Annotated in this window: 23 protein-coding genes and 2 tRNA genes; 12 read left to right on the forward strand and 13 right to left on the reverse strand. The window is 71.1% G+C overall.

Annotation, left to right across the window (positions count from 1 at the left end; genetic code table 11):
• Positions 1 to 32 precede the first annotated feature (32 nt).
• The 3 genes from aroA to ACZ4Z4_RS22790 all read left to right on the forward strand — a co-directional run bounded on the left by aroA (position 33) and on the right by ACZ4Z4_RS22790 (position 2,854).
• Positions 33 to 1,382 carry a 3-phosphoshikimate 1-carboxyvinyltransferase gene (gene aroA / locus ACZ4Z4_RS22780; protein WP_468330040.1) on the forward strand — a complete coding sequence of 450 codons (1,350 nt, stop codon included), beginning with the start codon at positions 33 to 35 and terminating at the stop codon, positions 1,380 to 1,382.
• Between the two features lie 16 nt (positions 1,383 to 1,398).
• Positions 1,399 to 2,409: a ribosome small subunit-dependent GTPase A gene (gene rsgA, locus ACZ4Z4_RS22785; protein ID WP_468330043.1), complete on the forward strand. Its 1,011-nt coding sequence runs from the start codon at positions 1,399 to 1,401 to the stop codon at positions 2,407 to 2,409.
• 121 nt (positions 2,410 to 2,530) lie between these two features.
• Entirely contained in the window at positions 2,531 to 2,854 is a 324-nt protein-coding gene (locus tag ACZ4Z4_RS22790; RefSeq protein ID WP_468330046.1) for a DMT family transporter, read from the forward strand.
• Positions 2,855 to 2,881: 27 nt separating this feature from the next.
• Here the strand turns inward: ACZ4Z4_RS22790 and ACZ4Z4_RS22795 are convergent, their stop codons facing one another.
• Complete coding sequence (locus ACZ4Z4_RS22795) at positions 2,882 to 3,487, reverse strand: TetR/AcrR family transcriptional regulator (RefSeq protein WP_468330048.1); 606 nt, start codon at positions 3,485 to 3,487, stop codon at positions 2,882 to 2,884.
• A 160-nt stretch (positions 3,488 to 3,647) separates the two neighbouring features.
• On the opposite strand from ACZ4Z4_RS22795, the gene hisN reads away from it, so the two are divergent.
• Entirely contained in the window at positions 3,648 to 4,448 is an 801-nt protein-coding gene (gene hisN / locus ACZ4Z4_RS22800) for a histidinol-phosphatase (protein WP_398300985.1), read from the forward strand.
• Positions 4,449 to 4,664: 216 nt separating this feature from the next.
• The gene (locus ACZ4Z4_RS22805; protein WP_468330051.1) at positions 4,665 to 5,072 is read left to right on the forward strand and encodes a CBS domain-containing protein; all 408 of its coding nucleotides are present in this window, start codon (positions 4,665 to 4,667) and stop codon (positions 5,070 to 5,072) included.
• Positions 5,073 to 5,153: 81 nt separating this feature from the next.
• Here the strand turns inward: ACZ4Z4_RS22805 and ACZ4Z4_RS22810 are convergent, their stop codons facing one another.
• Positions 5,154 to 6,623, reverse strand: a complete 1,470-nt coding sequence (locus ACZ4Z4_RS22810) for a catalase (protein WP_468330054.1) — start codon at positions 6,621 to 6,623, stop codon at positions 5,154 to 5,156.
• 139 nt (positions 6,624 to 6,762) lie between these two features.
• Between ACZ4Z4_RS22810 and ACZ4Z4_RS22815 the strand changes: the two genes are divergently transcribed.
• From ACZ4Z4_RS22815 to ACZ4Z4_RS22830, 4 genes are all read left to right on the forward strand, one after another.
• Positions 6,763 to 7,179 carry a Fur family transcriptional regulator gene (locus tag ACZ4Z4_RS22815; protein WP_468330057.1) on the forward strand — a complete coding sequence of 139 codons (417 nt, stop codon included), beginning with the start codon at positions 6,763 to 6,765 and terminating at the stop codon, positions 7,177 to 7,179.
• 196 nt (positions 7,180 to 7,375) lie between these two features.
• Entirely contained in the window at positions 7,376 to 8,158 is a 783-nt protein-coding gene (locus ACZ4Z4_RS22820; RefSeq protein WP_468330060.1) for an ABC transporter ATP-binding protein, read from the forward strand.
• Entirely contained in the window at positions 8,155 to 9,027 is an 873-nt protein-coding gene (locus ACZ4Z4_RS22825; RefSeq protein ID WP_468330064.1) for an ABC transporter permease, read from the forward strand. Before ACZ4Z4_RS22820 ends, ACZ4Z4_RS22825 begins: the two co-directional genes overlap by 4 nt.
• A complete protein-coding gene (locus ACZ4Z4_RS22830; protein ID WP_468330067.1) occupies positions 9,024 to 10,163 on the forward strand; it encodes an ABC transporter substrate-binding protein in 1,140 nt (379 codons plus the stop codon). Before ACZ4Z4_RS22825 ends, ACZ4Z4_RS22830 begins: the two co-directional genes overlap by 4 nt.
• A 44-nt stretch (positions 10,164 to 10,207) precedes the next feature.
• Here the strand turns inward: ACZ4Z4_RS22830 and ACZ4Z4_RS22835 are convergent.
• The 4 genes from ACZ4Z4_RS22835 to ACZ4Z4_RS22850 all read right to left on the reverse strand — a co-directional run bounded on the left by ACZ4Z4_RS22835 (position 10,208) and on the right by ACZ4Z4_RS22850 (position 15,518).
• A tRNA-Met gene (locus ACZ4Z4_RS22835) sits at positions 10,208 to 10,281 on the reverse strand.
• A gap of 80 nt (positions 10,282 to 10,361) precedes the next feature.
• Positions 10,362 to 12,182: a tetratricopeptide repeat protein gene (locus tag ACZ4Z4_RS22840; protein WP_468330070.1), complete on the reverse strand. Its 1,821-nt coding sequence runs from the start codon at positions 12,180 to 12,182 to the stop codon at positions 10,362 to 10,364.
• A gap of 233 nt (positions 12,183 to 12,415) precedes the next feature.
• Positions 12,416 to 12,489: transfer RNA gene (locus ACZ4Z4_RS22845), tRNA-Met, on the reverse strand.
• A gap of 50 nt (positions 12,490 to 12,539) precedes the next feature.
• On the reverse strand, positions 12,540 to 15,518 hold the full coding sequence (locus tag ACZ4Z4_RS22850) for a UPF0182 family membrane protein (RefSeq protein ID WP_468330468.1): 2,979 nt from the start codon (positions 15,516 to 15,518) through the stop codon (positions 12,540 to 12,542).
• 148 nt (positions 15,519 to 15,666) lie between these two features.
• On the opposite strand from ACZ4Z4_RS22850, the gene ACZ4Z4_RS22855 reads away from it, so the two are divergent.
• A complete protein-coding gene (locus ACZ4Z4_RS22855; protein WP_468330073.1) occupies positions 15,667 to 16,206 on the forward strand; it encodes a PPA1309 family protein in 540 nt (179 codons plus the stop codon).
• Positions 16,207 to 16,284: 78 nt separating this feature from the next.
• Here ACZ4Z4_RS22855 and ACZ4Z4_RS22860 read toward each other — a convergent pair whose 3' ends face one another.
• From ACZ4Z4_RS22860 to ACZ4Z4_RS22875, 4 genes are all read right to left on the reverse strand, one after another.
• Positions 16,285 to 17,376: a YlbL family protein gene (locus ACZ4Z4_RS22860; protein ID WP_468330076.1), complete on the reverse strand. Its 1,092-nt coding sequence runs from the start codon at positions 17,374 to 17,376 to the stop codon at positions 16,285 to 16,287.
• Between the two features lie 59 nt (positions 17,377 to 17,435).
• Positions 17,436 to 17,606 (reverse strand): hypothetical protein, encoded by a 171-nt coding sequence (locus ACZ4Z4_RS22865; RefSeq protein ID WP_468330079.1) that lies wholly within the window; start codon positions 17,604 to 17,606, stop codon positions 17,436 to 17,438.
• A gap of 149 nt (positions 17,607 to 17,755) precedes the next feature.
• Positions 17,756 to 18,217, reverse strand: coding sequence for a molybdenum cofactor biosynthesis protein MoaE (locus tag ACZ4Z4_RS22870; RefSeq protein WP_468330082.1), 462 nt, complete (start codon positions 18,215 to 18,217; stop codon positions 17,756 to 17,758).
• A gap of 168 nt (positions 18,218 to 18,385) precedes the next feature.
• A complete protein-coding gene (locus ACZ4Z4_RS22875) occupies positions 18,386 to 19,498 on the reverse strand; it encodes an SDR family oxidoreductase (protein ID WP_362996373.1) in 1,113 nt (370 codons plus the stop codon).
• 191 nt (positions 19,499 to 19,689) lie between these two features.
• On the opposite strand from ACZ4Z4_RS22875, the gene ACZ4Z4_RS22880 reads away from it, so the two are divergent.
• Both ACZ4Z4_RS22880 and ACZ4Z4_RS22885 read left to right on the forward strand, forming a co-directional pair.
• Entirely contained in the window at positions 19,690 to 21,147 is a 1,458-nt protein-coding gene (locus ACZ4Z4_RS22880; RefSeq protein ID WP_468330085.1) for a zinc-dependent metalloprotease, read from the forward strand.
• Complete coding sequence (locus ACZ4Z4_RS22885; protein ID WP_468330088.1) at positions 21,144 to 21,668, forward strand: NUDIX hydrolase; 525 nt, start codon at positions 21,144 to 21,146, stop codon at positions 21,666 to 21,668. The genes ACZ4Z4_RS22880 and ACZ4Z4_RS22885 overlap by 4 nt, the downstream gene beginning before the upstream one ends.
• Before the next feature lie 82 nt (positions 21,669 to 21,750).
• Here ACZ4Z4_RS22885 and ACZ4Z4_RS22890 read toward each other — a convergent pair whose 3' ends face one another.
• Genes ACZ4Z4_RS22890 through ACZ4Z4_RS22900 form a run of 3 tightly spaced genes read right to left on the reverse strand, consistent with a single transcriptional unit; the run spans position 21,751 to position 24,933 of the window.
• Positions 21,751 to 22,506 (reverse strand): AIM24 family protein, encoded by a 756-nt coding sequence (locus tag ACZ4Z4_RS22890; protein ID WP_468330090.1) that lies wholly within the window; start codon positions 22,504 to 22,506, stop codon positions 21,751 to 21,753.
• A 16-nt stretch (positions 22,507 to 22,522) separates the two neighbouring features.
• Positions 22,523 to 23,203: an AIM24 family protein gene (locus ACZ4Z4_RS22895; protein ID WP_468330093.1), complete on the reverse strand. Its 681-nt coding sequence runs from the start codon at positions 23,201 to 23,203 to the stop codon at positions 22,523 to 22,525.
• Positions 23,204 to 23,214: 11 nt separating this feature from the next.
• Complete coding sequence (locus ACZ4Z4_RS22900; RefSeq protein WP_468330096.1) at positions 23,215 to 24,933, reverse strand: TerD family protein; 1,719 nt, start codon at positions 24,931 to 24,933, stop codon at positions 23,215 to 23,217.
• Between the last annotated feature and the right edge of the window lie 86 nt (positions 24,934 to 25,019).

Genomic DNA, 25,019 nt, shown 5'->3' on the forward strand with positions numbered 1-25,019 from the left:
GCGAGGTCCCGGCCAGCCACTAAAGTGAGGGCATGACCGAAACCCCGGCGAACACCGCCCTCTGGCCCGCCCCGCACGCAAGCGGAGCCGTCACCGCGACGGTCCACGTCCCCGGTTCGAAGTCGGTCACCAACCGCGCGTTGGTCCTGGCCTCGCTGGCCGCCGAGCCGGGCTGGCTGCGCCGCCCGCTGCGCTCCCGCGACACCCTGCTGATGGCGGGCGCGCTGCGGGCCATGGGCGTCGGCATCGAGGAGACCGTGTCGTCGAGCTCCTCGGTCGCGGGCGGCAAGGACGGCTCCGGCGAGGCGTGGCGCGTGATCCCCTCGCGCCTGCGCGGCCCGGCCACGGTCGACGTCGGCAACGCCGGCACGGTCATGCGCTTCCTGCCCCCGGTCGCCACCCTCGCCGACGGGCCGATCCGGTTCGACGGCGACCCCCGTTCGTACGAGCGGCCCCTGCACGGTGTGATCGACGCCCTGCGCGCCCTCGGCGCCCGCATCGACGACGCCTCGCAGGGCAGCCCGGGCGCCCTGCCGCTGACCGTGCACGGCGGCGGTGCCCTGGAGGGCGGCCGGGTCGAGATCGACGCCTCGTCCTCGTCGCAGTTCGTCAGCGCCCTGCTGCTCTCGGGCCCGCGCTTCAACCAGGGCGTGGAGGTGCGGCACGTGGGCGGCGCGCTGCCGTCGATGCCGCACATCCGGATGACCGTGGACATGCTGCGGGCCGTCGGCGCCCAGGTGGACACCCCCGAGGCGGGCGGCGAGCCGAACGTGTGGCGGGTCGCCCCCGGCGCCCTCCTCGGCCGCGACCTGACCATCGAGCCCGACCTGTCGAACGCCCAGCCGTTCCTCGCCGCGGCCCTGGTCACCGGCGGCACGGTCACCGTCCCCGACTGGCCGGCCCGCACCACGCAGCCCGGCGACGCGCTGCGCGAGATCTTCACGGAGATGGGCGGCTCCTGCGAGCTGACCGAGCAGGGCCTGGTCTTCACCGGCTCCGGCTCGATCCACGGCATCGACGTGGACCTGAGCGAGGTCGGCGAGCTCACCCCCGGCATCGCCGCGGTGGCGGCCCTCGCCGACTCCCCGTCGACCCTGCGCGGCGTCGCCCACCTCCGCCTGCACGAGACGGACCGGCTCGCCGCGCTCACCAAGGAGATCAACGAACTGGGCGGTGACGTCACCGAGACCGCCGACGGCCTGCACATCCGGCCGCGCCGGCTGCACGGCGGCATCTTCCACACCTACGACGACCACCGCATGGCGACCGCGGGCGCGATCATCGGCCTCGCGGTGGACGGCGTACAGATCGAGAACGTCGCGACGACGGCGAAGACGCTCCCGGACTTCCCCGAGCTCTGGACCGGGATGCTCGGGAACTGACGGGCGGAACGAGAACATGCGCCGGTACGGCAAGAACCCCGACGAGGACGACATCCGCGTCCGCCCCAACCGCAAGGGCAACCGCCCCCGCACCCACATCAGGCCCAAGCACGAGGACGCGGCCGAGGGCATGGTCCTCACCGTCGACCGGGGGCGTCTGACCGTCCTGGTCGAGGACCGGATCGTGATGGCGATGAAGGCCCGCGAGCTGGGCCGCAAGGCCGCCGTGGTGGGTGACAGGGTCGCGGTGGTCGGGGATCTGTCCGGCAAGAAGGACACGCTCGCGCGGATCGTCAGGATCGCGGAGCGCACCTCCGTCCTGCGGCGCACCGCCGACGACGACGACCCGTACGAGCGCGTGGTCGTCGCCAACGCCGACCAGCTCGCCATCGTCACGGCCCTCGCCGACCCCGAGCCGCGGCCGCGGCTCATCGACCGGTGCGTCGTCGCGGCGTACGACGGCGGTCTTGAGCCCATCCTCGTCCTGACCAAGTCGGACCTGGCCTCCGCCGACAAGCTCCTGGAGACGTACGCCACGCTCGACATCCCCTATGTCGTCACCAGCCGCGAGGAGTTCACCGACGGCGCGGAGCTCGCGCGGGTCCACGAGTTGCTGGACGGCAAGGTGACCGCTTTCGTCGGGCACTCCGGGGTCGGCAAGACGACGCTCGTGAACGCGCTCGTGCCGGAGGAGCGGCGGCGCACCACCGGGCACGTCAACGCGGTCACGGGCCGCGGCAGGCACACCACGACGTCCGCGCTGGCGCTGCCGCTCGCGGATGTGGGCGGCTGGGTGATCGACACCCCGGGCGTGCGGTCGTTCGGCCTCAACCACGTCGACCCGTCCCGCGTCATCCTCGCCTTCCCCGACCTGGAGCCGGGGACGGTGGACTGCCCGCGCGGCTGTAGCCACGACGAGAAGGACTGCGCCCTGGACTCCTGGGTGGCCGCCGGGCACGCGGACCCGGACCGCCTCTACTCACTGCGCAGGCTGCTCGCGACGCGGGAGCGGCGGGACGACGACTGACCTTCGCGTTGTTTGCACCGGGCGGGTGAAGGTAAATGCATAATCGCGCACAGTCGCACCGAGCCGGATTCCAGCCAGACGAAGCGGCCGCACATCGTGGACGAGTACGGGAGGCAAGGACATGGCGTGGCTGCTGGTCATCGTCGCCGGGATTCTCGAGACCGGTTTCGCGGTCTGTCTGAAGCTGTCGCACGGCTTCACCAGGCTCTGGCCCACGATCGCGTTCGCCTGCTTCGCCCTCGGCAGCTTCGGTCTGCTCACCCTGGCGCTGAAGAAGCTGGACGTGGGGCCCGCCTACGCGGTCTGGACGGGCATCGGCGCGGCGGGCACCGCCATCTACGGCATGGTCTTCCTCGGTGACCTGGTCTCCACGCTCAAGATCGTGTCGATCTCCTTCGTCATCATCGGTGTGATCGGCCTCCAGCTGTCCGGCTCGGCGCACTAGGGCCCGACGCGCACCAGGGCCCGACCCCTACCTCGCGCCCACCCAGCGCCCTATGGCCCCGCGGACCACTTCCGCGGGGTCGTCGTCGTTCCCGGCCGGGGCGACGACGTACGACAGGGCGAGGCGGACGGCGCTCTCGCAGGCGCGGGCCAGTTCGGGGTCGCGGTTTCTGGCCCGGCCGCCGAGCGCGAGCACCGCCCGGTCGCGTACGAGCGTGAGCAGTTCGGCGGCGGTGGGCACCCCGGCGTCCGCGCGGCGCTGCGCCGGCACCGACGAGGTGGAGCCGGCGGCCCGGCTCGGCGCGGGCAGCCGCTCGCTCCAGCAGCCGGTGAGCGCGGCCCGTACGAGCGCGTTGCCCCGCGCGGCGCCCACCGTCCACGCGGCCACGGCGGCGAGCCGGTCGGCGGGTTCGCGCTCCGCGGCGAGCGCCCGCTCGACGCCGTGCAGATAGCCGTCCGTCTCGCGCCGCAGCAGGGCGCGGGCCAGGCCGTCCTTGCTGCCGAACTCGTTGTAGAGGGTCTGCCGGGACACCCCGGCGGTGGCCGCGACATCGACCATGCGGACGCCGGGCCACGGCCGCCGTGCGAGCGCCGTGTACGCCGCGTCCAGTAAGGACTCCCGTGCTGCGGGCATCGTCGCCTCCCCGGGCCCAGGGCCGGACAGGCCCATTGGGGCTTCCGTGCCAGAGTTGACGCGCTCGGCAGCACTGTCAATAGCCCCGGCGCAAGCGCCGCGCGGGCCCCTCGCGCCCGGCGCTGTGGATCGTGCCGAACGAGATCGCTACTGTTCATCCATGCCCGACTACCACGATGATCTGCGTCTCGCCCACGTCCTCGCGGACACCGCCGACGCCGCGACCATGGCCCGGTTCAAGGCCCTCGACCTCAAGGTCGAGACCAAGCCGGACATGACGCCGGTGAGCGAGGCCGACAAGGCCGCCGAGGAGCTGATCCGTGGCAACCTCCAGCGGGCCAGGCCGCGTGACGCGATCCTCGGCGAGGAGTACGGCGTCGAGGGCACGGGCCCGCGCCGCTGGGTGATCGACCCGATCGACGGCACGAAGAACTACGTACGCGGCGTCCCGGTGTGGGCCACCCTCATCTCCCTGATGGAGGCGGGCGAGGGCGGCTACCAGCCGGTGGTCGGCGTGGTCTCCGCGCCCGCGCTCGGCCGCCGCTGGTGGGCGGCGAAGGGCGGCGGCGCGTACACGGGCCGCTCCCTCACCTCGGCGACCCGGCTGCACGTCTCCAAGGTCTCGCGGCTCTCGGACGCCTCACTGGCGTACTCCTCGCTCTCCGGGTGGGAGGAGCAGGGCCGCCTCGACGGCTTCCTCGACCTGACGCGCTCGGTCTGGCGCACCCGTGGCTACGGCGACTTCTGGCCGTACATGATGGTCGCCGAGGGGTCGGTCGACCTCTGCGCGGAGCCGGAGCTCTCGCTCTGGGACATGGCGGCGAACGCGATCGTGGTGACCGAGGCGGGCGGCAGCTTCACCGGCCTCGACGGCAGGCCGGGCCCGCACAGCGGCAACGCGGCCGCGTCGAACGGCCTGCTCCACGACGAGCTGCTCGGTTACCTGAACCAGCGCTACTGAACCAGCGCTACTGAACCAGCTGCTGAGCCTGACCGACCGGGCCCGACCGGCCGGGCCGAACTGGCCGCGCACACCCCCTTGCTCGCCCCCGGCATGGCTGCGACTCTGAGACTCCCCCCACTTGTGAACTTGTGAATCCGTTCTCCAAGCGGGTGGCGGAGGCAATCCTTCGCCCACCGGGAGACCGCGGTTTCACCAAGGAGGTGGCTCACGCCCATGCTCGTCCGCGACGCCATGAGCTCGATGGTCCTCACCATCGGCCCCGCCCACACTCTCCGCCAGGCCGCCCACCTGATGGCGGCCCGCCGCGTCGGCGCGGCCGTCGTCCTCGACCCCGACACCTGTGGCATCGGCATCCTCACCGAGCGGGACATCCTCATCTCCCTGGGCCTCGGCCAGGATCCGGACCAGGAGGTCGCCGGCACCCACACGACCACCGAGATCGTCTTCGCCTGCCCCTCGTGGACCCTGGAGGACGCCGCGGACGCCATGTCGCACGGCGGCTTCCGGCACCTGGTCGTCATGGACGGCAACGAACCGACCGGCATCGTCTCGGTCCGCGACATCATCCGCTGCTGGGCGCCCGACCGGCGCGCGGCGGCCTCCGCCGCGATGGCGGGGTGAGCGCGGCAGGCCGAACGCGGCGGCGGGCCGGCTCCCGTGAGGGAACCGGCCCGCCGCTCTGCCTACGACAAGTGGTGCTGGTCAGCCGCGCAGGGCCTGGACCGCGGCCTCCAGCCGCTTGCCGAAGTCTCCGTCGGCCTGACGGAAGTTGTCGATCGCGCGCTCCGCGATGTCGTCGCGCGAGACCTTGGAGATGAAGCCCGCCAGGTTGTCGATCAGGCGGCCCTTCTCGTCCTCGGACATCAGGCGGTAGAGGTTGCCCGCCTGCACGAAGTCGTTGTCCTCGGCGTGCCGGGGCGTCTCGTGGTTGCCGGTGCCGCCCGTGAGCGGGACGGGCTGCCACAGCGGCCGGTCCGTCTGGAACGGTCCGCCGAAGCTGTTCGGCTCGTAGTTCTTCGCGCCCTTGTGGCGGCCGTCGTACAGGAAGCCGTCACGGGAGTGGGTGCGCGCCTCGGTGGCGTGCGGGCGGTTCACCGGCAGGTGGTCGGCGTTGATGCCGACGCGGTAGCGGTGGGCGTCGCCGTACGCGAAGAGGCGGCCCTGGAGCATCTTGTCGGGGGACGGGCCGATGCCCGGCACGAAGTGCGCGGGGCTGAAGATGGCCTGCTCGACCTCCGCGAAGACGTTCTCCGGGTTGCGGTTGAGCTCCAGCTTGCCGATCTCGATCGGCGGGTAGTCCGCGTGCGGCCACACCTTGGTGAGGTCGAACGGGTTGAAGCGGTAGTTCGCCGCGTCGGCCGCCGGCATGATCTGCACCTGCACGGTCCAGGACGGGAAGTCGCCGCGCTCGATGGCCTCGCGCAGGTCACGCTGGTGGGAGTCGGGGTCCTCACCGGCGAGCTTGTTGGCCTCGTCCTGGGTGAGGTTCTTGATGCCCTGGTCGGTCTTGAAGTGGTACTTGACCCAGAAGACCTCACCGGCCTCGTTGTTCCACTGGAACGTGTGCGAGCCGAAGCCGTCCATGTGGCGGTACGAAGCGGGGATGCCGCGGTCGCCGAAGAGCCAGGTCACCTGGTGGGTGCTCTCCGGGGAGAGGCCCCAGAAGTCCCAGACGTTGTCCGCCTCCTGCGAGCCCGTGTAGGGGTCCCGCTTCTGGGTGTGGATGAAGTCGGGGAACTTGATGGCGTCCCGGATGAAGAAGACCGGGGTGTTGTTGCCGACGAGGTCGTAGTTGCCCTCTTCGGTGTAGAACTTCAGCGCCCAGCCGCGCGGGTCGCGCACGGCGTCGGCCGAGCCGAGGCTGCCGGCCACGGTGGAGAACCGCAGGAACGTCTCGGTCTCCTTGCCGACCTCGGAGAGGAACTTCGCACGCGTCCACTGCGAGACGTCCCGGGTCAGCGTGAAGGTGCCGTACGCGCCCGCGCCGCGGGCGTGCACGATCCGCTCCGGGATCCGCTCGCGGTTGAAGTGGGCGAGCTTCTCCAGGAGCAGCTGGTCCTGGACCAGAACCGGACCGCCGACGCCCGCGGTCTCACTGTTCTGGTTGTCGGCGACCGGCGCCCCGGCCTCCGTGGTGAGCGGTCCCTGCGTCACGTGCGCCTCCTGCGTCATTCCTGCCAGTCCTGTCCGTCGGCCCTGTCCCTTGGCGTTTGCCGTACTCGATCCTACGATGGACTTTGTCTAAGTCAAGCGAGAATCCAAAGTCACACCCGTTCGGGACTGAGGTCCCCCGCCTGTTAGGCTGGCTCCCATGAGTGACCTGTTGGAACGACTGCGCGACCGCGGTTGGCGCATGACGGCGCAACGACGCGTCGTCGCCGAGGTCCTCGACGGGGACCACGTCCACCTCACAGCAGACGAGGTGCACGCCCGCGCCACGGACAAGCTGCCCGAGATCTCCCGCGCCACCGTCTACAACACGCTGGGCGAGCTCGTGAGCCTCGGCGAGATCCTCGAAGTCTCGACCGACCGCCGCGCCAAGCGGTACGACCCGAACGCGCACCGCCCCCACCAGCACCTGGTCTGCGCCCGCTGCGGCGCCATCCGCGACGTCCACCCCACGGGCAACCCCCTGGCGAGCCTCCCCGACTCGGAGCGCTTCGGCTTCACGGTCGAGGACGTCGAGGTCACGTACCGGGGCGTCTGCCCGAGCTGCGCGGCGGCGTAGCACTTTCGCGCACGAGCGGCGCAGCCGCATACGACTCGCAGGCCCCCGGCGCCGCACAGGCGCTGGGGGCCTTCGCCGTCCCCTCGCCGGCCGGTGTCGACCGTACCGGCCACCGTACCGACCCCTTCCAGAATCTGACGCCCCGTCATATTCTCTGCGGCGCCCGACATCCGCCTGCCCTCCGCAAGGAGAAGCCGTGGAAGATCCGCATCCGCACCCCAAACTCCGCGCCCACGCGGTGACCAGGACCTTCGGCCGAGCCGCCAGGGCGGTGCACGCCCTCGGCCCCGTCGACCTGGAGACCGCCCCCGGTGAGTTCACCTGCCTCGTCGGCCCCTCGGGCTGCGGGAAGTCCACCCTCCTCCGCATCGCCGCCGGCCTCCTGCGCCCCACCTCCGGCGAGCTGAGCATCCGCACGGCTGCCCGCCACCCCGTCGCGATGATCTTCCAGGACTACGGCATCTACGACTGGAAGACCGTCCGGGCCAACGTCCGCTTCGGCCTGGACATCCAGAAGGTCCCCCGCCGCGAGGCGAACGCGCGCGCCACGGAGTGGCTGACCCGGATGGGCCTCGCCGACTTCGCCGACGCCTATCCCGCCGCCCTCTCCGGAGGGATGCGTCAGCGCGTGGCCATCGCCCGCGCGCTGGCCGTGCAGCCCGAGATCCTCCTCATGGATGAGCCCTTCGCCGCCCTCGACGCCCAGCTCCGCATCATCCTCCAGGACGAGCTCCTCGCCCTCACGCAGACCACCCGCACCACCACCCTGTTCATCACCCACAGCCTCGAAGAGGCGATCGTCCTGGGCGACCGCGTCCTCGTGATGTCGGCCCGGCCCGGCCGCGTCATCGCCGAGCGCCGCCCGCCGTTCCCGCGCCCCCGCGGCGGAGAGATCCGTACGGCACCGGAGTTCACCGCCCTCAAGAGCGAGCTGTGGGAGCTGCTGCGGGCCGAGGTCGGCACGGCGGCCGCGGCATGACCACGACCACCGACAAGAGCCCCGCCCCTGAAGAGGAGCTGCTGGTCAGAAGGCCGGGCCCCCAGGAGCTGCACCCCGTCCGCACCCATCGCCGCCGCCGCGCCCTGGAGCTGTCGCTCGCCGTGGGCGTGCCCGCCGCCCTGATCCTGCTGTGGCAGCTGGCCGCCGTCCGCGGCTGGCTCGACGACCGCGTCTACCCGGCGCCGCAGACCATCCTGGAGGACGGCTGGCAGCGCGCCGCGGACGGTGAGCTGTGGCCGGACGTGTGGGCCACGCTGAAGCGCGTGCTCGCCGGGTACGCGATCGGCACGGCCGCCGGTTACGCGCTGGGCCTCCTGATGGGCACGCTCTCCGTCGTACGGGCCGCGCTGGAGCCCACACTCGACGCGCTGTACGTCGTCCCGAAGCTGGCGCTCCTGCCCGTCTTCCTCAACATGTTCGGGCTCGGCGAGGGGCCGCAGGTGGCGCTCGTCGCCGCCACGGTCTTCTTCTTCGTCTGGATCTCGACGATGGCGGCGGTCCTCGCCGTCCCGTCAGGACACCGTGACGCGGGCCAGGTCTTCGGGGCCTCGCCCTGGCAGATGTTCCGCCACGTCCTGCTGCCCGCGTCCCTGCCCGCCGTCCTGGTCGGCGCGCGGATCGCCGCGGGCGTCGCCGTCCTGGTGATCGTCGCCTCGGAGCAGATCGCGGCGGCCGACGGCCTCGGCCACCTGATCTTCGACTCGCGCGCCCTCTTCCAGAACGACGTGATGTTCGTCGGCATCGTCTGCGTCGCCCTGCTCGGCGTCGTCTTCTCCGAACTGGTGCGGGTCGCGGGCCGCCTGCTCACCCCCTGGGCCCCGCGCGACCGCGGCCGGAGCCAGTCATGAGAGATCTCCGCACCACCGCGCTCACGCTGCTCGTGGCGGGCTCGCTCCTCGCCGCCGCGGGCTGCGCGAAGAACGACGACGGCGAGGAGGCCGCCGCGCCCACCGGGCCCCGCACGGTCACCCCGGTCTCCGGCTGCGGCAAGGGCAGCTGGACCGACCCCGCCGACCTGTCCCCCGACCGTGAGCCGGCCCGCTGCGCCCCGAACACACCCGCGCCGAAACCCCTCCCCGAGGAACGCAGGCTGACGATCGCGACCGGCACCCTGAGCGCCGAATACGTCGGCCCCCTCCAGATGGCCGTGGAGAAGGGCGAGTTCAAGAAGGAGGGCCTGAACGTCGAATTGAAGGTGCTGCCCACCCCGGACGCGCTCCCCCTCCTCGCCAAGGGCGACGTCGACGCCCAGTGGGCGGCCCCGGAAGCCGCCGTGATGAACGGCATCACCAGCGGGTTCGACATCAAATGGACAGCGGGCAACTTCTCCCCCGACCCCCGCTCGAAGAGCGGCCTGTGGGTACGGCTGAAGAAGGGCGAGACCGCGGACCGTGTCCCCATGGCCGGCCGCACGCTCGGCACGATGATCGGCAAGGGGTCCGTCATCGCGTACCCCATGAACAAGGCCCTGAAGAAGCACGGCGGCGGCCTCGACGAGATCCGGTTCCAGCAGCTGGGCTCGGGCGACGTCCTCACCGCCCTCCAGAACGGCGGCACCGACGCGGCCTGGCTGCTCGACCCGGTCTGGCGCAAGGTCGACGGCAACAAGAAGTACGCGTTCCTCGGCGGCCAGCCCCGGGGCGAACCGCTGGGCGGCCTCCTCTTCGGCCCGAACCTCCTCAGGGAGGACCCGGACGCGGGCGTCGCCCTGCTCCGCGCGTACATCCGCACGGTGAACACGTACTTCGCGGGCGACTACAAGACCGACGAGGCCTTCACGGCGAGGCTCGCACAGCTCCTGGACACGGACGAGGAGGTGCTGCGCGCCACGCCGTCCCTCCGCATGGACTGGGAGATCCGCGCGGGCACGACGGACCGCCTTCAGCAGGCGTACCGCGTGGCGGGCGTCTCGAAGGGCGACAAGGTGCCGGAGGAGAAGGTGGTGGACCGCACACTGTACGAGGAGGCGGTGGGCCACAAATGAATCGAGGGCCGGAAGCCAATCGGCTTCCGGCCCTCGACCGTCAGTAGCGGGGACAGGATTTGAACCTGCGACCTCTGGGTTATGAGCCCAGCGAGCTACCGAGCTGCTCCACCCCGCGTCGGTAAACACAACAGTACGTCAACGCTACGACCAGCGCAAATTCGTTCTGCGATGCTCCGACCTGCCCGGGGTGGCGAGCTACGCGGAAAGCTCCTGCCGCAACGCCTCGCGCAAGCGGCCCGCCCGCTCGGCGACCTCCGCCGGGCCGAGGTCGACCGCCCGCGAGGCCCACCGCTGGCCCTGCGCCAGCTGCCCGCGCCGCGCGTAGAGCAGGGCGAGGCGCAGCGCAGCGCGGCCGTGCCCCGCGTCGGCGGCGCGCGTCCACCACAGGGCGGCCTCCGGCTCGCTGCCCTCGCGGGCCAGGAGCAGCCCGAGATTGAACGCGCCGTTCCGGCTGCCGGCCTCCGCGGCCTTGCGGTACCACTTGGCGGCCTCGACCACGTCACCGCGGCCCGAGGCGAGCATGCCCACCCGGACCTGGGCCCGCCGGTGGCCCTGCTGGGCTGCCCTCTCGTACCACTCCTCGCACTCGGTCTTCTCCGCGGCGGGCTCCCCGAGCGCCGGCGGGCCCGCAGGGGGGCGACGCGCGTCGAGCAGCATCCCGAGCCGGTACGCCGCCTCCGCGCTGCCGCCTCCCGCCGCGCACCGCAAGTGCCGCTCGGCCTCCTGGTCGTCGCCCTCGCGCAGCCGCGCGGTGCCGACCTGGAGTGCCGCGTCGGTGTGCCCGGCGGCGGCCGCCCGCTCGTACCACCGCAGGGCGGCGGCCTCGTCGTCCCGGCTCGCGTACAGGATCCCGAGGTTGAACGCCGCGTCGACGCTGCCCGCCTCCGCGGCCTTGGAGAACCACGGCTCGGCCCCGGCCGCGTCGCCGCCCTGGAGCAGCAGCACGGCGAGCGCGTTGGCCGCCTCGCGGTGTCCCGCGTACGCGGCGCGGCGGTACCACTGGTCGGCGTGCGCCGTGCGGCCCTGCTCGGCGCAGAGCAGCCCGAGGTTGTACGCGCCGTTCACATCGCCCGCGTCCATGGCGGCGCGGTACCAGCGCTCGGCGGTCTGCGTCTCGCCGCGCTCGGCGTGCAGCGCGCCCAGCGCGTTCGCGGCGTTCCCGTCGCCGTCCTGGGCGGCCTTGAGCCACCACACGGCGGCGCTCTCCTCGTCGCCCGCGTCCCGCAGCAGGAACCCGAGCGCGCAGGCCGCTCTGGGCTCCCCGTCCTTGGCGGAGTTGAGGTACCAGCGGCCCGCTTCCTTCAGCTCGCCGCGCCGCTCCAGGATGGAGCCGAGGTGCAGCGCGGCGCGCCGGTGCCCGCGGGCGGCCGCCTGGCGGTACCACTGCTCGGCCTCGTCGGCGGGCGTGCGCGTGGCGGCGTCGGCGCGTCCCGCGGGCGGGGGCCGCTCGGCGCTCTCCGCGTCGGCCCGCCGGTCGAGCGCGCGGGCCAGGCGGTACGCGGCCTCGCGGTGGCCGCGCTCGGCGGCGGCCCGCAGCCAGCGCTCGGCGCCGACGTCACCGCGGTGCTCCAGGAGGTCCGCGAGCGCGTACGCCCCGAGGGTGTGGCCCTGCTCGGCGGACTGGCGCAGCCAGTACTCGGCGGCGGGCTCGTCACCGCGCTCGCGGTGGTGGCGGCCGAGCGCGTGCGCGGCCGCGGCGGAACCGGCGACGGCGGCGACCCGCCACCAGCCGGCCGCCTCGTCCGCGTAGCCGCGCTGGTGGAGGAGGACGCCGAGGTTGTTGGCGGCGGCGCGGTCGCCCTCGGCGGTCGCCGCGCGCAGCAGAGATTCGGCACCGTCGAGATCACCGCGGCGCAGGAGAAGGCTTCCGAGGACGCTCATCGCGTCCACGTCGCCGGCCTCGGCGGCCAGCCGGTGGCGCATCTCCTCGGCGGCCGTCCCGGGATCCTCCGGGTCGGCCGGCTGCACAAACCGCCCTGTCTCCAACAGAGTTGCCTTGTCCCCCATAACGTCCATCGTCGCACCACCTGCAACCTGGGTACACCTGGTATACCGCAGCCAGTGAGGTCACTTCAGCGTTTTGTCGACATGCCCACAGAGAGATAAGTCAAACACAGATCTCCCAACTCTCCCCCTACCCGGCACCCTTCGCATGTCTTGGCATAGGCCACCCGCACACGACGGGCACCGGCGCCCGGCACACACGACAAAGGCCCGGATCCGTAAGGATCCGGGCCTTCACCTTGCAGTAGCGGGGACAGGATTTGAACCTGCGACCTCTGGGTTATGAGCCCAGCGAGCTACCGAGCTGCTCCACCCCGCGCCGTTGTGATGCAACCGTACCACGGCGCGGGAGGGCAGCCCGACCACCCACTACTCGGTCTTGTCGGACTCCGGCTTGTCCGCGTTCTTGTCGGCGTCCTTGTCGGCCTTGTCGGCGTCGTTGTCCGCGTTCTTGTCGGCGCTCCGGTCGGCGGCCTTGTCGTCCTTCTCCTTGGCCTTCGCCGAGGCCTCCTCGGCCCGCTCCAGAGCCTCCTGGAGCCGCTCCTGCGCCTCGCCGTACGCCTTCCAGTCGTTCTCCTTCATGGCCGCCTCGCCGTCCTCGAAGGCCTTCTGGGCGTCGTCGAGCGCGTCCTGGACCGTCGGGTCGTTCGTCTTCGGCGGCTTGGTCGGCTCGTCCTCGCCCGGATCGTCGGCCGGCGGCTTGGTGGTCCCCTCGGTACTGAAGACCTGGTTGAGGCCCTCGCTGAGGCTGTCCGCGAAGGCGGTCTCCGTGCCGTACGACACAGCGACCTTCTTCAGAAGGGGATACGCCGACTTGCGTCCCTGTACGTAGACGGGCTCGACGTACAGGAAGCCGTCGTCCAGTGGCACGGTCAGCAGATTGCCGTAGAGGACGTCGGAGTCGGCGCCCTTCATGTCACGGACGAAGTTGCCGACTTCCGTCATGGAGTTCAGCTTGTTCTGCACCTGTTCGGGGCCGTCGACGTCGCCCCGGACTCTGAGCAGCTGCATCTTGCCGTAGTTCTCGCTCCTGGCGTCGGCGTCGACCGTCATGAAGGCCCGCAGGTTGGGCCGCTCACTCGGGGTGAACGTCGTCGTCAGGGAGAACTGCTGCTGCGTCTTGCCCGGCGACTTCAGGGACAGGTAGTACGGCGGGACCGCACTGTCGTCCTTCTTCGTCGGGTCGTTCGGGACCTGCCAGGCGTCACTCGCGTTGTAGAACTGGCCGGGGTCCGTGACGTGGTACTTCGTGAGCAGTTCGCGCTGGACCTTGAACATGTCCTGCGGGTAGCGCAGGTGGTCCATCAGCTTCGGCGGGATCTCGCTCTTGTCCTTGACGGTGCCCGGGAACGCCTTCTTCCAGGTCTTCAGGACCGGGTCCTCGTCATCCCAGGTGTAGAGCTTCACGTCGCCGGTGTACGCGTCGACGGTGGCCTTCACCGAGTTGCGGATGTAGTTGACCTGGTTCTGCTGGGCGATCACCGTGCGCTGGCTGTCGGCCTGCGACAGGGAGTCGGCGGTGGTGTCACCGAGCGTCGTCCGCGAGGCGTACGGATAGCCGTTGCTGGTCGTGTAGGCGTCGACGACCCACTGGATGCGGCCGTCGACGACCGTCGGATAGACGTCGCCGTCGATGGTCAGCCACGGGGCCACGGCCTCCACGCGCTCCTTCGGAGTGCGGTTGTAGAGGATCCGCGATCCCTCGCCGATGGCTCCGGAGTACAGGATCTGCGGCTCTCCGAAGGAGACCGCGTACGCCGCGCGGTTGATCGGGTTGGAGAGGTTGACCCCGCTCTTGCCCTTGTAGCTGTAGGTCTTCTGACCGCCGCCGTCCTCTTCGTAGTCGAGCTCCTTCTGGGGCCCGCCCACGATCGAGTACTGGGACGTCTTCTCGCCGTAGTAGATCCGCTGCTCGTACTCACCGAGGTTTCCGGTGGTGGGCAGGCCGGCCTCGGTGAAGGCCGGGGCGCCCTTGGAGCCCGGCTTGGTCTCCGTGCCCTTGGCGGCGACCACTCCGTAGCCGTGGGTGTAGGCGAAGTGGTCGTTGATCCAGTTCCGCTTGTCGAGCTTGTTCACGTTCAGCTCGCGCAGGCCGATGATGGTGTCCTGGCCGTTGTAGCGGTCCACGTCCAGCGTCTTCGGGAACTGGTAGTAGCTGCGCTCCTGCTCCAGCTGCTGGAAGGTCGGCGAGACGATGTTCGGGTCGTTCAGCCGGTAGTTGGCCGCCGTGTCCGCGTCCTCGCGCTTCTTGCGCGGATCCTCGTCGACCTTGCCCGCGCCCTTGTAGTCCTCGGGCTTCACACCGCTGATGCCGTAGGCGTGGCGGGTCGCCTCGATGTTCTTCTCGATGTACGGCGCTTCCTTGGCCTGCTCGTTCGGCTGGACCTGGAACTTCTGGACGATCGCGGGGTAGAGCCCGCCGATGAGGATCGCCGAGAGCACCATCAGGCCGAAGCCGATGACCGGCAGCTGCCAGGTGCGCCGCCACAGCGTGGCGAAGAAGAGGATGGCGCAGATGACGGCGATGCAGAACAGGATCGTCTTCGCCGGCAGGTACGCGTTCGCGTCGACGTACTTCAGGCCGGTCCAGTTGTCCGTCGCCTTGAAGTCACTGGACTTCACCGCCAGGCCGTACCGGTCGAGCCAGTACGCGATGGCCTTGAGCGACACGAAGACACCGAGCAGCACCGAGAGATGGCCGGTGGCCGCGGCGGTGGCGCGCGCGCCGGGGCTGGTGATCCGCAGCCCGCCGTACAGATAGTGCGTCAGGGCGGCGGCGACCAGGGAGAGCACCGTGGCCGCGAAGCCGAAGCCCAGCAGGAAGCGGTACCAGGGCAGGTCGAACGCGAAGAACGACACGTCCATGTGGAACTGCGGGTCCTTCTGCCCGAAGGACACGCCGTTGACCCACAGGAGCCAGGTGCGCCACTGTCCCGCGGCGGACGCGCCCGCGATCAGCCCCACCAGGGCGGTGACTCCGATGAGGAGCCACTTCTTGTACGGGGCGATGCCCATGCGGTACCGGTCGAGGCTCTGCTGCTCCATCGACATGGCGCTCAGCGGCGGGCGCAGCCGGTGCGCCAGCCAGATGTTCACACCGACTGCGGCCGCCATGAGGAGGCCGAAGACGAAGAACAGGCCGATCTTGGTCCACAGGGTCGTCGTGAAGACCGATGAGTAATTGACCGAGCGGTACCACAACCAGTCCGTCCAGAACCCGGAGAACATGACGAAGGCCATGGCCAGTACGGCAAGGACCCCCAGTGTCATGAGCAGGGTCCGGACACGCCGGGAGGGTCGGCCCACTCTGATCCGTGGCCCCGTCGGGCCTCCGCCGCGGTCCGGCATCTGGAAAGCCAAGGTGCGCACCTCGAAGTTCGCTGTTGATTCGCTGTTGGTCCGTCAGGCCCCCGAGATCGCGGACCCACACCTATGCAACTTACCTACGCTTTACTCGGTTCCCGTTTCTCGGGACGAACGAGGCAGGATTGTGACCATGTCCAACACTCCCATGGCAGCGAGCCCCCTCACCCGGGCGGTACTCGAGATCGACGAGTACGTGTCCGGCCTCGGCTGGGACCGGCCCGCCCGCCTCTTCGCGCTGGTCGACACGGCGCGACTGCGCACCCAAGAACCCGGCCTCGCCTCCCAGCTCGGCCTCGACGACGGCGTGGAGCACGCCGGCCTGACCCCCATCGAGCAGGAGGAGATTCCCGCGGACAAGCCGCTGGACGAATTCCTCGGCACCATCGCCTGGCCTGACGCGGTGACGGGCTGCGCCCTCACCGTGGAGCGCCTGATGCTGCCGCCGTCCGCCGAGGCGTCCGTCCCGGACGGTCTCGGCGAGGCGCAGCTCGCGAAGTGGGTGGCCGAGCACCCGGACCGCCAGGAGGTCCGGATGACGGTCGCGGTGCTCCGTGACGGTGCGCGCGAGTCCGCGCTGCGGCTGCGCGAGAAGGACTCGCCGACCGAGGTCCTCACCGGCTCGGACCTGGTGCCCGGCCTGGCGGAGGCGCTCGCGGCGACGTTCGCGTAGCGGTACGTCATATTCCGTTCTGTGCGCGGGTGGGCCGCCCCACCCGCGCACAGCTGTGTCGGGACCCGGTTCTGCCGGTCAGCCCGTGGTGCACTTCGGCAGGTCGGCGGTGTCGCCCTTGCGGATCTTCGCCAGGGACTTCACCGCGTCGGCGATGGTGTCCACCTTGACGAGCGTGAGGCCGTCGGGGACGTCCTCGGCGGCGGCCGCGCAGTTGCCCTTCGGCGTGAGGAAGTACTCGGCGCCCTTGTCGCGCGCGCCGACGGTCTTCATCTCGATGCCGCCGATCGGGCCGACCTTGCCGTCGGCCTCGATGGTGCCGGTGCCGGCCACGAACTTGCCGCCGGTGAGGTCGTCCGGGGTCAGCTTGTCGACGATGCCGAGGGCGAACATCAGACCGGCGCTGGGCCCGCCCACGTCGGCCAGCTTGATGTCGATCGTGAACGGGAAGGTGTGGTCGGTGCCCGCCTTGATGCCGACGACGGCACGGTCCGCGTCGTCCTCCGCGCCCTTCGTCGTGATCTTGATCTCCTCGGTCTCGGTCGGCTCCTTGCCCGCCTTCTCGGCGGCCGCCGCGGCCTTGACCGGGACGACGGTGAAGGTGACCGTGTCACCGGGCTTGTGATCGGTGACGAGCTTCGCGACGTCCGTCATCTCCTTGACGGGCTTGCCGTCCACCTTGCGGATGACGTCGCCCGCGTGCAGCTTGCCCTCCGCCGGATCGCCCTTGAAGACGGTGGAGACGATCACCTGGGACTTCACCGGAATGTCCAGCTGCCTGAGCGCCGCCACCTTGGCGCTCTCCTGGGACTGGCTGAATTCCTCGGCGTTCTCCTGCGAGGACTGCTGCTCGGTCTTGCCGTCCGGGTAGAGCGTCTCGTGCGGCACCACGATGTTGTCGTGCGCCAGCCAGCCGTAGACGGCCTCCGCGAGGTTCATGTCGTAGTCGGCGCTGGTGACCCTGACCGTCGTCATGTTCAGGTGGCCGGTCGTGGGATAGGTCTTGCGCCCGGAGATCTGCAACACCGGTTCGCCGTCGTGGTCGCCGAGGGTGTTCACCGTGGGCCCGGGGGACATCTCCGAGTACGGCACTTTGATGAGCACTCCGGCGCAGAGGAGCGCGATCAGCATCAAGGTGGAGGCGAGCATCGTCGCAGTGCGGCGTGGCATGGAACGACAGTACGGGACCTGCCTGTGAGGGCACCCCCGGGGCCGGTCCGTACGGGGCCTCAGCTCCCGGTGCGGGACTTCTCCATCGCCTCGCGGAAGGCCGCGTAGCCGTTGAGCTCGTTGGCGTCACCCGTACGGCCGGACTTGCGGGCACGGGCCGCCCAGCTGCCCCACAGACCCGCACCGACGGCCGCCAGGAGCGGAATGAGCAACCAGGCAAGTGATGCCATGCCGACCTCCCGGACCTGTGAGCCACCGCAACTGACTGATCAGCAGATTAACCATCCGCATGGTCAACGCTCACGGCAGGGGTCCGGTTACGCAACCGGAGCGCCGGTCACGCGGTAGGAGCCACGCTCGGCAGGCACCCCACGCGGCGCTACGCGCCCACCCATTCCTCGTTGCCGTCCGAGAAACGCTGGTGCTTCCAGATCGGCACCTCGTGCTTGAGGTCGTCGATCAGCCGGCGGCAGGCGTCGAAGGCCTCGGCGCGGTGCGGGCAGGAGACGGCCACGACCACCGCGAGGTCGCCGACGGCGAGGTCGCCGACGCGGTGCACCGCGGCAAGGGCGCGCACCGGGTACTGCGCGACGACCTTCTCGGCCACCCTGCGCATCTCGGCCTCGACGGTGGGGTGGGCCGAGTACCCCAGCTCGTCGACGTCCGCGCCGCCGTCGTGGTTGCGCACGGTCCCCACGAAGAGCGCCGTGCCGCCCGCCGCGTCGTCACCGACGGCCCGGAAGACCTCGTCCAGGGAGAGCGGGGTGTCACGGATCGCCAGCAGCCGGATCGGGTCCTGCGCGGCCTGCTCGCCGGGGTGGTCCATCGTGGTGCGTGCCATGCGGCCATGGTGCCGCACGGCACGGGCATCACGGAATAGACCTTTCGCCCGGCACGCGCGCGTGCCGCCTTGGAGCTCCCTACAGGGGCACCGCGGGGCCGCCCGCCGCGGGACGGCACAGGACCCGACGGCACAGGACCCGCCCGCGGAGGTCGGCCCGGCCGCGTGTCAGATCCTCCGCCGCGCCTTCCGTGCCCTGCGCACCACCGCCGCGGCGCCCAGCAGCGCGACCGTGGCGCCCGCCGCGCCCGCGGCCGTGGCGTCCTTGCGCCCGAGTCGCCGGCCGGCCACGGTGCGCCGCCCGGCGACCTCTTCCAGCAGCTCCGCGAGGACTTCCTCGTTGGTCCACTGCGGCCGCCACCCGGCGTCGTGCAGCCCGCTGACGCTGACCACCCACGGATACATCGTGTACGCGAGGTCACCGGCCGGGGACGGGGTGAGCCCGATGCGGTGCAGCCGGGCGGCGGCGCCGAGCGCGACCGTCGACGGCAGCTCCATGCGCCGGATCCCGCTCAGCTCCTCGACCTCCTCCTGCTCAAGCCAGCCGTCGCAGCCGACGGCCAGCTCGCCGTCGACCTTCTCCAGGACGGCGTACTCCAGAGCGCTGCACAGGTCCTCGACGTGGCAGAACTGCCAGGCGGGGCGCGACCCCGCCACCACCAGGAGCCGGGGCGACTCGAAGTAGCGCGTGAGGGCCGTGTCCGTGCCGCCGACCAGGGTCGCGGGCCGCACCACGGTGACGTTGAGGCCAGGGTGCGCGCGGGGCGCCCTACGGGCCAGACGCTCGACCTCCAGGAGGTCACCGACACCGGTGGCCTCCGCGGTGGCGCGCAATTCGGCGTCTTCGGAGAGGGGCAGTTCGTTGTCGGGCAGCGCTCCGTAGACCATCGCCGACGTGCAGAGCACGACACGGTGCACGCCGGCCGCCGCGGCCGCGGTCAGCACGGTCTGGGTGCCGCGCACGTTGTACGCGGTGCGGGCCGCGGCGTCGGTCTCCAGGTCGAGATCGAGCGCCAGGTGCACCACGACGTCCGCGCCGCGCAGCTTCTCCGCGATGGCCGGATCCCGTACGTCCAGGATGTGCCACTGCGCCTGCGTGCAGTCGCCCCGGCGCTCGTCGATGGCGATGACCTGCTTGATCGCCTCCGATGCGGCGAGGCGCTCGGTCAGGAGCGCGCCCACTCCGGAGGCGGCGCCGGTCACGGCGACCACCGGCCCTCGGACGGGTGCCGGGGTTGAGGGGTTTCGCGCTGCGCGAACCTGTGGATCTGGGGAACTCACCGGGCGTCTCCAGCGGTTGTCTTCAGTACGTACACGTATGACGCGTACGTACCAGGTGGCATCCATCCTGCCGCAGGCCGGGAGTCGGCGAAGCACCGAGGCCCGAACCCGTCACGGTGTCTACGCTGGGTGGTGTTGTAGGGCAGCCGCCGCCGGAACGATACCGGCGGCCTGACGAGCCGAGGAATCCCGTGAGTGACACCCCATTCGGATTCGGCCTTCCGCCGGAGGAGCCGGAAGACGGCGACGAGGGCAAGAAGAAGGGATCCCCTGGAGAGGGACAGAGCGGGGGCCGGGGCGGGCAGGGCGCCGGTGGCCCCGCGAACCCGTTCGGTTTCGGGGGGTTCCCCGGAGCCGGCGGCGGTGACAACCCATTCGCCGCGATGTTCGGTTCCATGAATCCGAACGACCTGGGGGCCGCGTTCCAGCAGCTCGGCCAGATGCTCTCGTACGAGGGCGGCCCGGTGAACTGGGACATGGCCAAGGACATCGCCCGCCAGACCGTGTCCCAGGGCACGGCGGACGGCACCAAGGACGCCAGCGTCGGCCCCGCCGAGCGCTCCGCCGTCGAGGAGGCCGTGCGCCTGGCCGACCTGTGGCTGGACGACGCGACGTCGCTGCCGTCCGGCTCCGGCACGGCCGTGGCGTGGAGCCGCGCCGAGTGGGTCGAGGCGACGCTGCCGGTCTGGAAGGAGCTCGTCGACCCCGTCGCCGAGCGCGTCGGGCTGGCCATGGGCGATGTGCTGCCCGAGGAGATGCAGGCCATGGCGGGCCCGCTGATCGGCATGATGCGCTCCATGGGCGGCGCCATGTTCGGCCAGCAGATCGGCCAGGCCGTGGGCGTCCTCGCGGGCGAGGTCGTCGGCTCCAGCGACATCGGCCTCCCGCTCGGCCCGTCCGGCAAGGCCGCGCTCCTCCCGGTGAACATCGAGGCCTTCGGCAAGGACCTGGGCATCGACAAGAACGAGGTGCGGCTCTATCTGGCGCTGCGCGAGGCCGCCCACCAGCGGCTCTTCGCCCACGTCCCGTGGCTGCGCTCGCACCTGTTCGGCGCCGTGGAGGGGTACGCCCGCGGGATCAAGGTCGACACGGCCAAGCTGGAGGACGTGGTCGGCCAGCTCGACCCGCAGAATCCGGAGCAGCTCCAGGAGGCGCTCCAGCAGGGCATGTTCCAGCCGGAGGACACCCCGGCCCAGAAGACCGCTCTGGCCCGCCTGGAGACCGCTCTGGCGCTCGTGGAGGGCTGGGTGGACGCGGTGGTCCACGCCGCCGCGAAGCCCCGCCTGTCGTCCGCCGACGCCCTCCGGGAGACGCTGCGCCGCCGCCGTGCGACGGGCGGCCCCGCGGAGCAGACGTTCGCCACGCTGATCGGCCTCGAACTGCGCCCGCGCCGCCTGCGGGACGCCTCGCGCCTGTGGGCCTCGCTCACGGACGCGCGCGGTGTCGACGGCCGCGACGGCCTGTGGGAGCACCCGGACATGCTGCCGACGGCCTCCGACCTGGACGACCCGGACGGCTTCGTGCACCGCGAGCAGCTGGACTTCTCCGAGCTGGACAAGATGCTCGGCGAGGCGGCGGGAGGCGGCTCCGCGAAGCCCGACCTCACGAAGGACGAGGGTGACGACACCAAGGACGACGACGGCAAGTGAGCCTGCACGACGACACGGTCCTCGTACTGAAGGGCTATGAGGACCAGGACGAGCTGCGCCAGTACTACCTGGACCACCTCGCCGCGCACCCCGCGGACGGCATGTGGAAGTCCTGCACGGACGGGCACGTGACGGCCAGCGCCCTGGTCGTCGACCCCTCGCGCGGACGCGTGCTGCTCACCCTGCACAAGAAGCTGCGGATGTGGCTCCAGATGGGCGGCCACTGCGAGCCGGGCGACCCGACGCTGGCCGCGGCGGCGCTGCGCGAGGCGACGGAGGAGTCCGGCGTGCCGGGCCTGATGCTGCTGGCGGGCGGCCCCGTGCGCCTGGACCGGCACTCGATCCCGGGCCCGTGCACCCAGCACCTCGACGTCCAGTACGCCGCGCTCGCCCCGTCCGACGCGGTCGAGGCGATCAGCGACGAGTCACTGGACCTGCGCTGGTTCGCGTACGACGAGGTGGCGGGGGTGGCGGACGAGTCGGTGGTACGGCTGATGGAGGCAACAAGGGCGCGCCTGTAAGGCGCGCCCCGTCAGGGGCGCGGGGAACTGCGCGACCAGCCACATACGACCCGCAGATTCTCGCGCCCCTCAGCCCCGGTGGCTAACTCCAGACGTTGCCCTGGTTCTGCCCCCGGGCACCCTGCTGGCCCACACCGAACTGCGCCTGGGCGCCCCGCCCGATGACCGCGTTCTGCGGCGGCAGCATCTCGCTCGGCTGGACGAGCGCGTAGCCCTGGCCCATGAAGCTGAGCTCCCAGCCCTCGCCGGTGTTGCCGCGGCGGCGCCAGACGCCCGAGGAATGGGTCTGGGCCTGCATCTGGACGCGCAGGCCGTTCGACCAGGCGACGATCGCGTCGGCGTCCGCGTTGACGTACCGGTCGGGCGTGACCTGGAGCATCAGGGGCTGGCCCGACGTCATCAGGGCGACCTTGCCGCGCCCGCTGATGTTGAGCTGATACTTGCCGGAGCCGGAGATGCCGTACTGGCTGTCGACGGCGATGACCTGGTGGGTCAGCGACGAGTCCATCGCGAGGACGTAGCTGCTGTCCACGGTCAGGCCGTCCTGGTCGACATCCACCACGTGGATGTACTGGGCGAGGTTGGCGAAGTAGACCGTGCCCTGGCCGTGGCAGCGCATCAGGTCCAAGCCCTCACCAGTGCGCGCGCGGGCCCGCTGGTTGCCCTGACTCTGGTACTCGGCGTCGAACTCGATCATCCCCTGATAGGCGACCATCGAGCCCTTGCGGGCCAGGACGTCGTCGTGGCCGTCCAGGGCGACCCGCAGCAGCTGCGGGTTCTGGACGGAGTAGCGCTCCTGGGTCTGCTGTTCGGCGTGCGCGAAAAGTGGGCTCTGCATGGTGTGTTGCTCCCCCTCAGCCCCGTGCTCGGAGACGGTCGGTGCTGTCCTCACTGGGCTGTACGACGACGATGCCCTCTCCGGAGAAGCCCATCTGGTAGGCCTCGCCGCTGCCGCGCCCGATGAGGGAGCCGGCCTTGAAGCTGCGCTTGCCCTTCACCTTGAGGTTCGGGGACCAGGCGATCAGGGCGTCCGGGTCGACGTACGTCTCGTCGTCGCCGCGGCCGCAGTCGACGACGATCGGGGTGCCCCGGGACGTCAGCGCGACCCAGCCCTGCCCGGAGATCTTGATGTTCCACAGGCCCTGCCCGGCGAACTTGGCCATGCCCTTGACCCGCTCGACACCCCACTGGAGGGACGTGTCGAGGGCGAGGAGGTTGGTGCCGTTCACCGAGAGGGAGTCGCCCGCCAGATTGATGACGACGACGTCCGCTCCGTAGTCGGCGAGGTAGAGAAGGCCGTCTCCGGAGCACTTCATCAAGGGCGCGCCCTCGCCGGTCATCCACTCACGCGCGACCTGACGGACGGCGGGCGGGTTCGGCTCGTACTGCACGAACCCTTCGTAGGCGACCATCGAGCCCACGCGCGCGAGGAGGTCGTTGCCGGTCTGCATGGCGACCTTGACCATGTGGTGGCCGTGGTTCTCCATGCGGGCGGCGACGGGTGCGGGAGCAAAGCCCGCGAGCTGCTGATTCATGACGGGCTCCCTCAGACCTCGTACGGCTGGACGACGATGAAATTGCCGGGCGCGCCACGGAACTGGAGGTTCACGCTCTCGCCCGTGGACCCCGCGTACGCGTTGCTGCGCAGCCGGACCTGGCTGGAGACGATCGCCTGAGCGGCGGCCGACCAGGCGACGACGGCGTGGCAGTCGGCGAAGGTCGTCGGTGTGACGGGCAGGACCACGGGCACACCGTGCGTCTTCACGATGACGGTGCCGGTGCCCTGGAACTGCATGACGAACAGCGCGCCGCCGGGGATGCCGTGCCCCTCGATCCTGCGCACCTCGTGCTGGAGGGACTCGTCGAAGGCGAGGACGTTCTCCGCGGAGACGCAGATCGCGTCGCCCTGGAGTTCGATGGGGTGCAGGTGGGTGCCCTCCTCGGCGAGGAAGACCTGGCCCCGGCCGGAGCAGCGCATGAGCTGCATCTCCTGGCCGGTGGCGTTGCCCACGATGCGCCCGGCGAAGCCCGCGCCCTTGTAGCTGAACTCGACCTTGCCCTGGTAGAGCACCATGCTGCCCTGGCGGGCGAGGATGGGCTGGTCGGCGACGCCGAGGTCGACGCGGACCAGCTTCTCGTTCTGCTGCGTCCAGCGCTGGCCGGTGGGTGCTTCGCGGTACTTCTGGAGGGCCGCGGCCACACCGGCGCCCTGGGGTGCCGCGCCCTGCGGGGCGGCGTGCTGTCCGGGGAACTGCCCACTGGGGGGCTGCTGGCCGTAGCCGGGCGGGGGCATGGGGGCGGCGGGTTGCTGGCCGTACCCAGGCGGAGGGGTGGGGGCGGCGGGCTGCTGGCCGTATCCGGGCGGCGGGGGCGCGGTCTGGCCCGGGGCCTGGCCGAAAGGCGGCTGCTGCGGAGGCTGCTGACCGGGCTGGCCGTACGGCGAGGGAGCCGGCGGTGGCGGCACGGCTCCGCCCGGCGGCTGGTTCATCGGGGCCACGACGGTGTGCGCGGCGTGCACCGAGGGGTCCACGGGGGCGGGAGCCGGGGGCGGGGTGGCGCCCTGCGGCGCCGCGAAGCTCTGTGCGGGCGCGGGGGCGGGTGCCGGGGCGGGGGCGGGCGCGGGTGCCTGGGGCGGCGCGGCGGACGCCGGGGCGCCGAACGCGGGCGGCGCCGCGGCCTGCGCGGGCGGTGCGAAGGAGGGCGCGGCGGCCTGCGGCTGCGGGGCGGCGGGCTCCTCCTCGGCGATTTCGCCGCCGAAGTTCCGCAGGAGCGCCTCGAGGCCGCCGTCGAAGCCCTGGCCGATCGCGGCGAACCGCCAGACGTCCTTCATGTAGAAGTCGCCCAGCATGACGGCGCGCTCCGTGGAGAACTCCGCGCCGCTGAAGGCGTAGCGCGCCACTTCTTCGCCGCCCGCGACGATGCGGATGTACCCGGAGGCGACCTGCGACATCTGGCCGGCGCCGTCGATCGTCGCCGTGAACGACAGTCGCTGGATCTGCTGCGGGATGCGGTCGAGCGTGACCCGGAAGGACTCGGTGTCGCCCGCCTGGGCGCCCAGGAGCTGGATCGACTCCTCGGGGGACTTCGGCTGGTTGAAGAAGATGAAGTAACGGTCGTCCGAGAGCCGCTCGCTCGCGTCCAGGCCGAAGCAGCTGATGTCGAACGTCAGCCCCGGTGCGGAGATCTGCACGCCGACGTACAGATCGGTTCCCGCGGTGAGGTCACTGACCTTGGCCTTGTGGCCGCGTTGGAATTCCCTGGCCATACGTAACGACCGTCCCCCATCCCGAAGGTGAATGCGTCGCGTCAGGCTAACCGCAAAGTCCGACAGCGGGCGAAGCCGGTACAGAG

The organism is Streptomyces sp. NPDC030245, assembly GCF_055572995.1.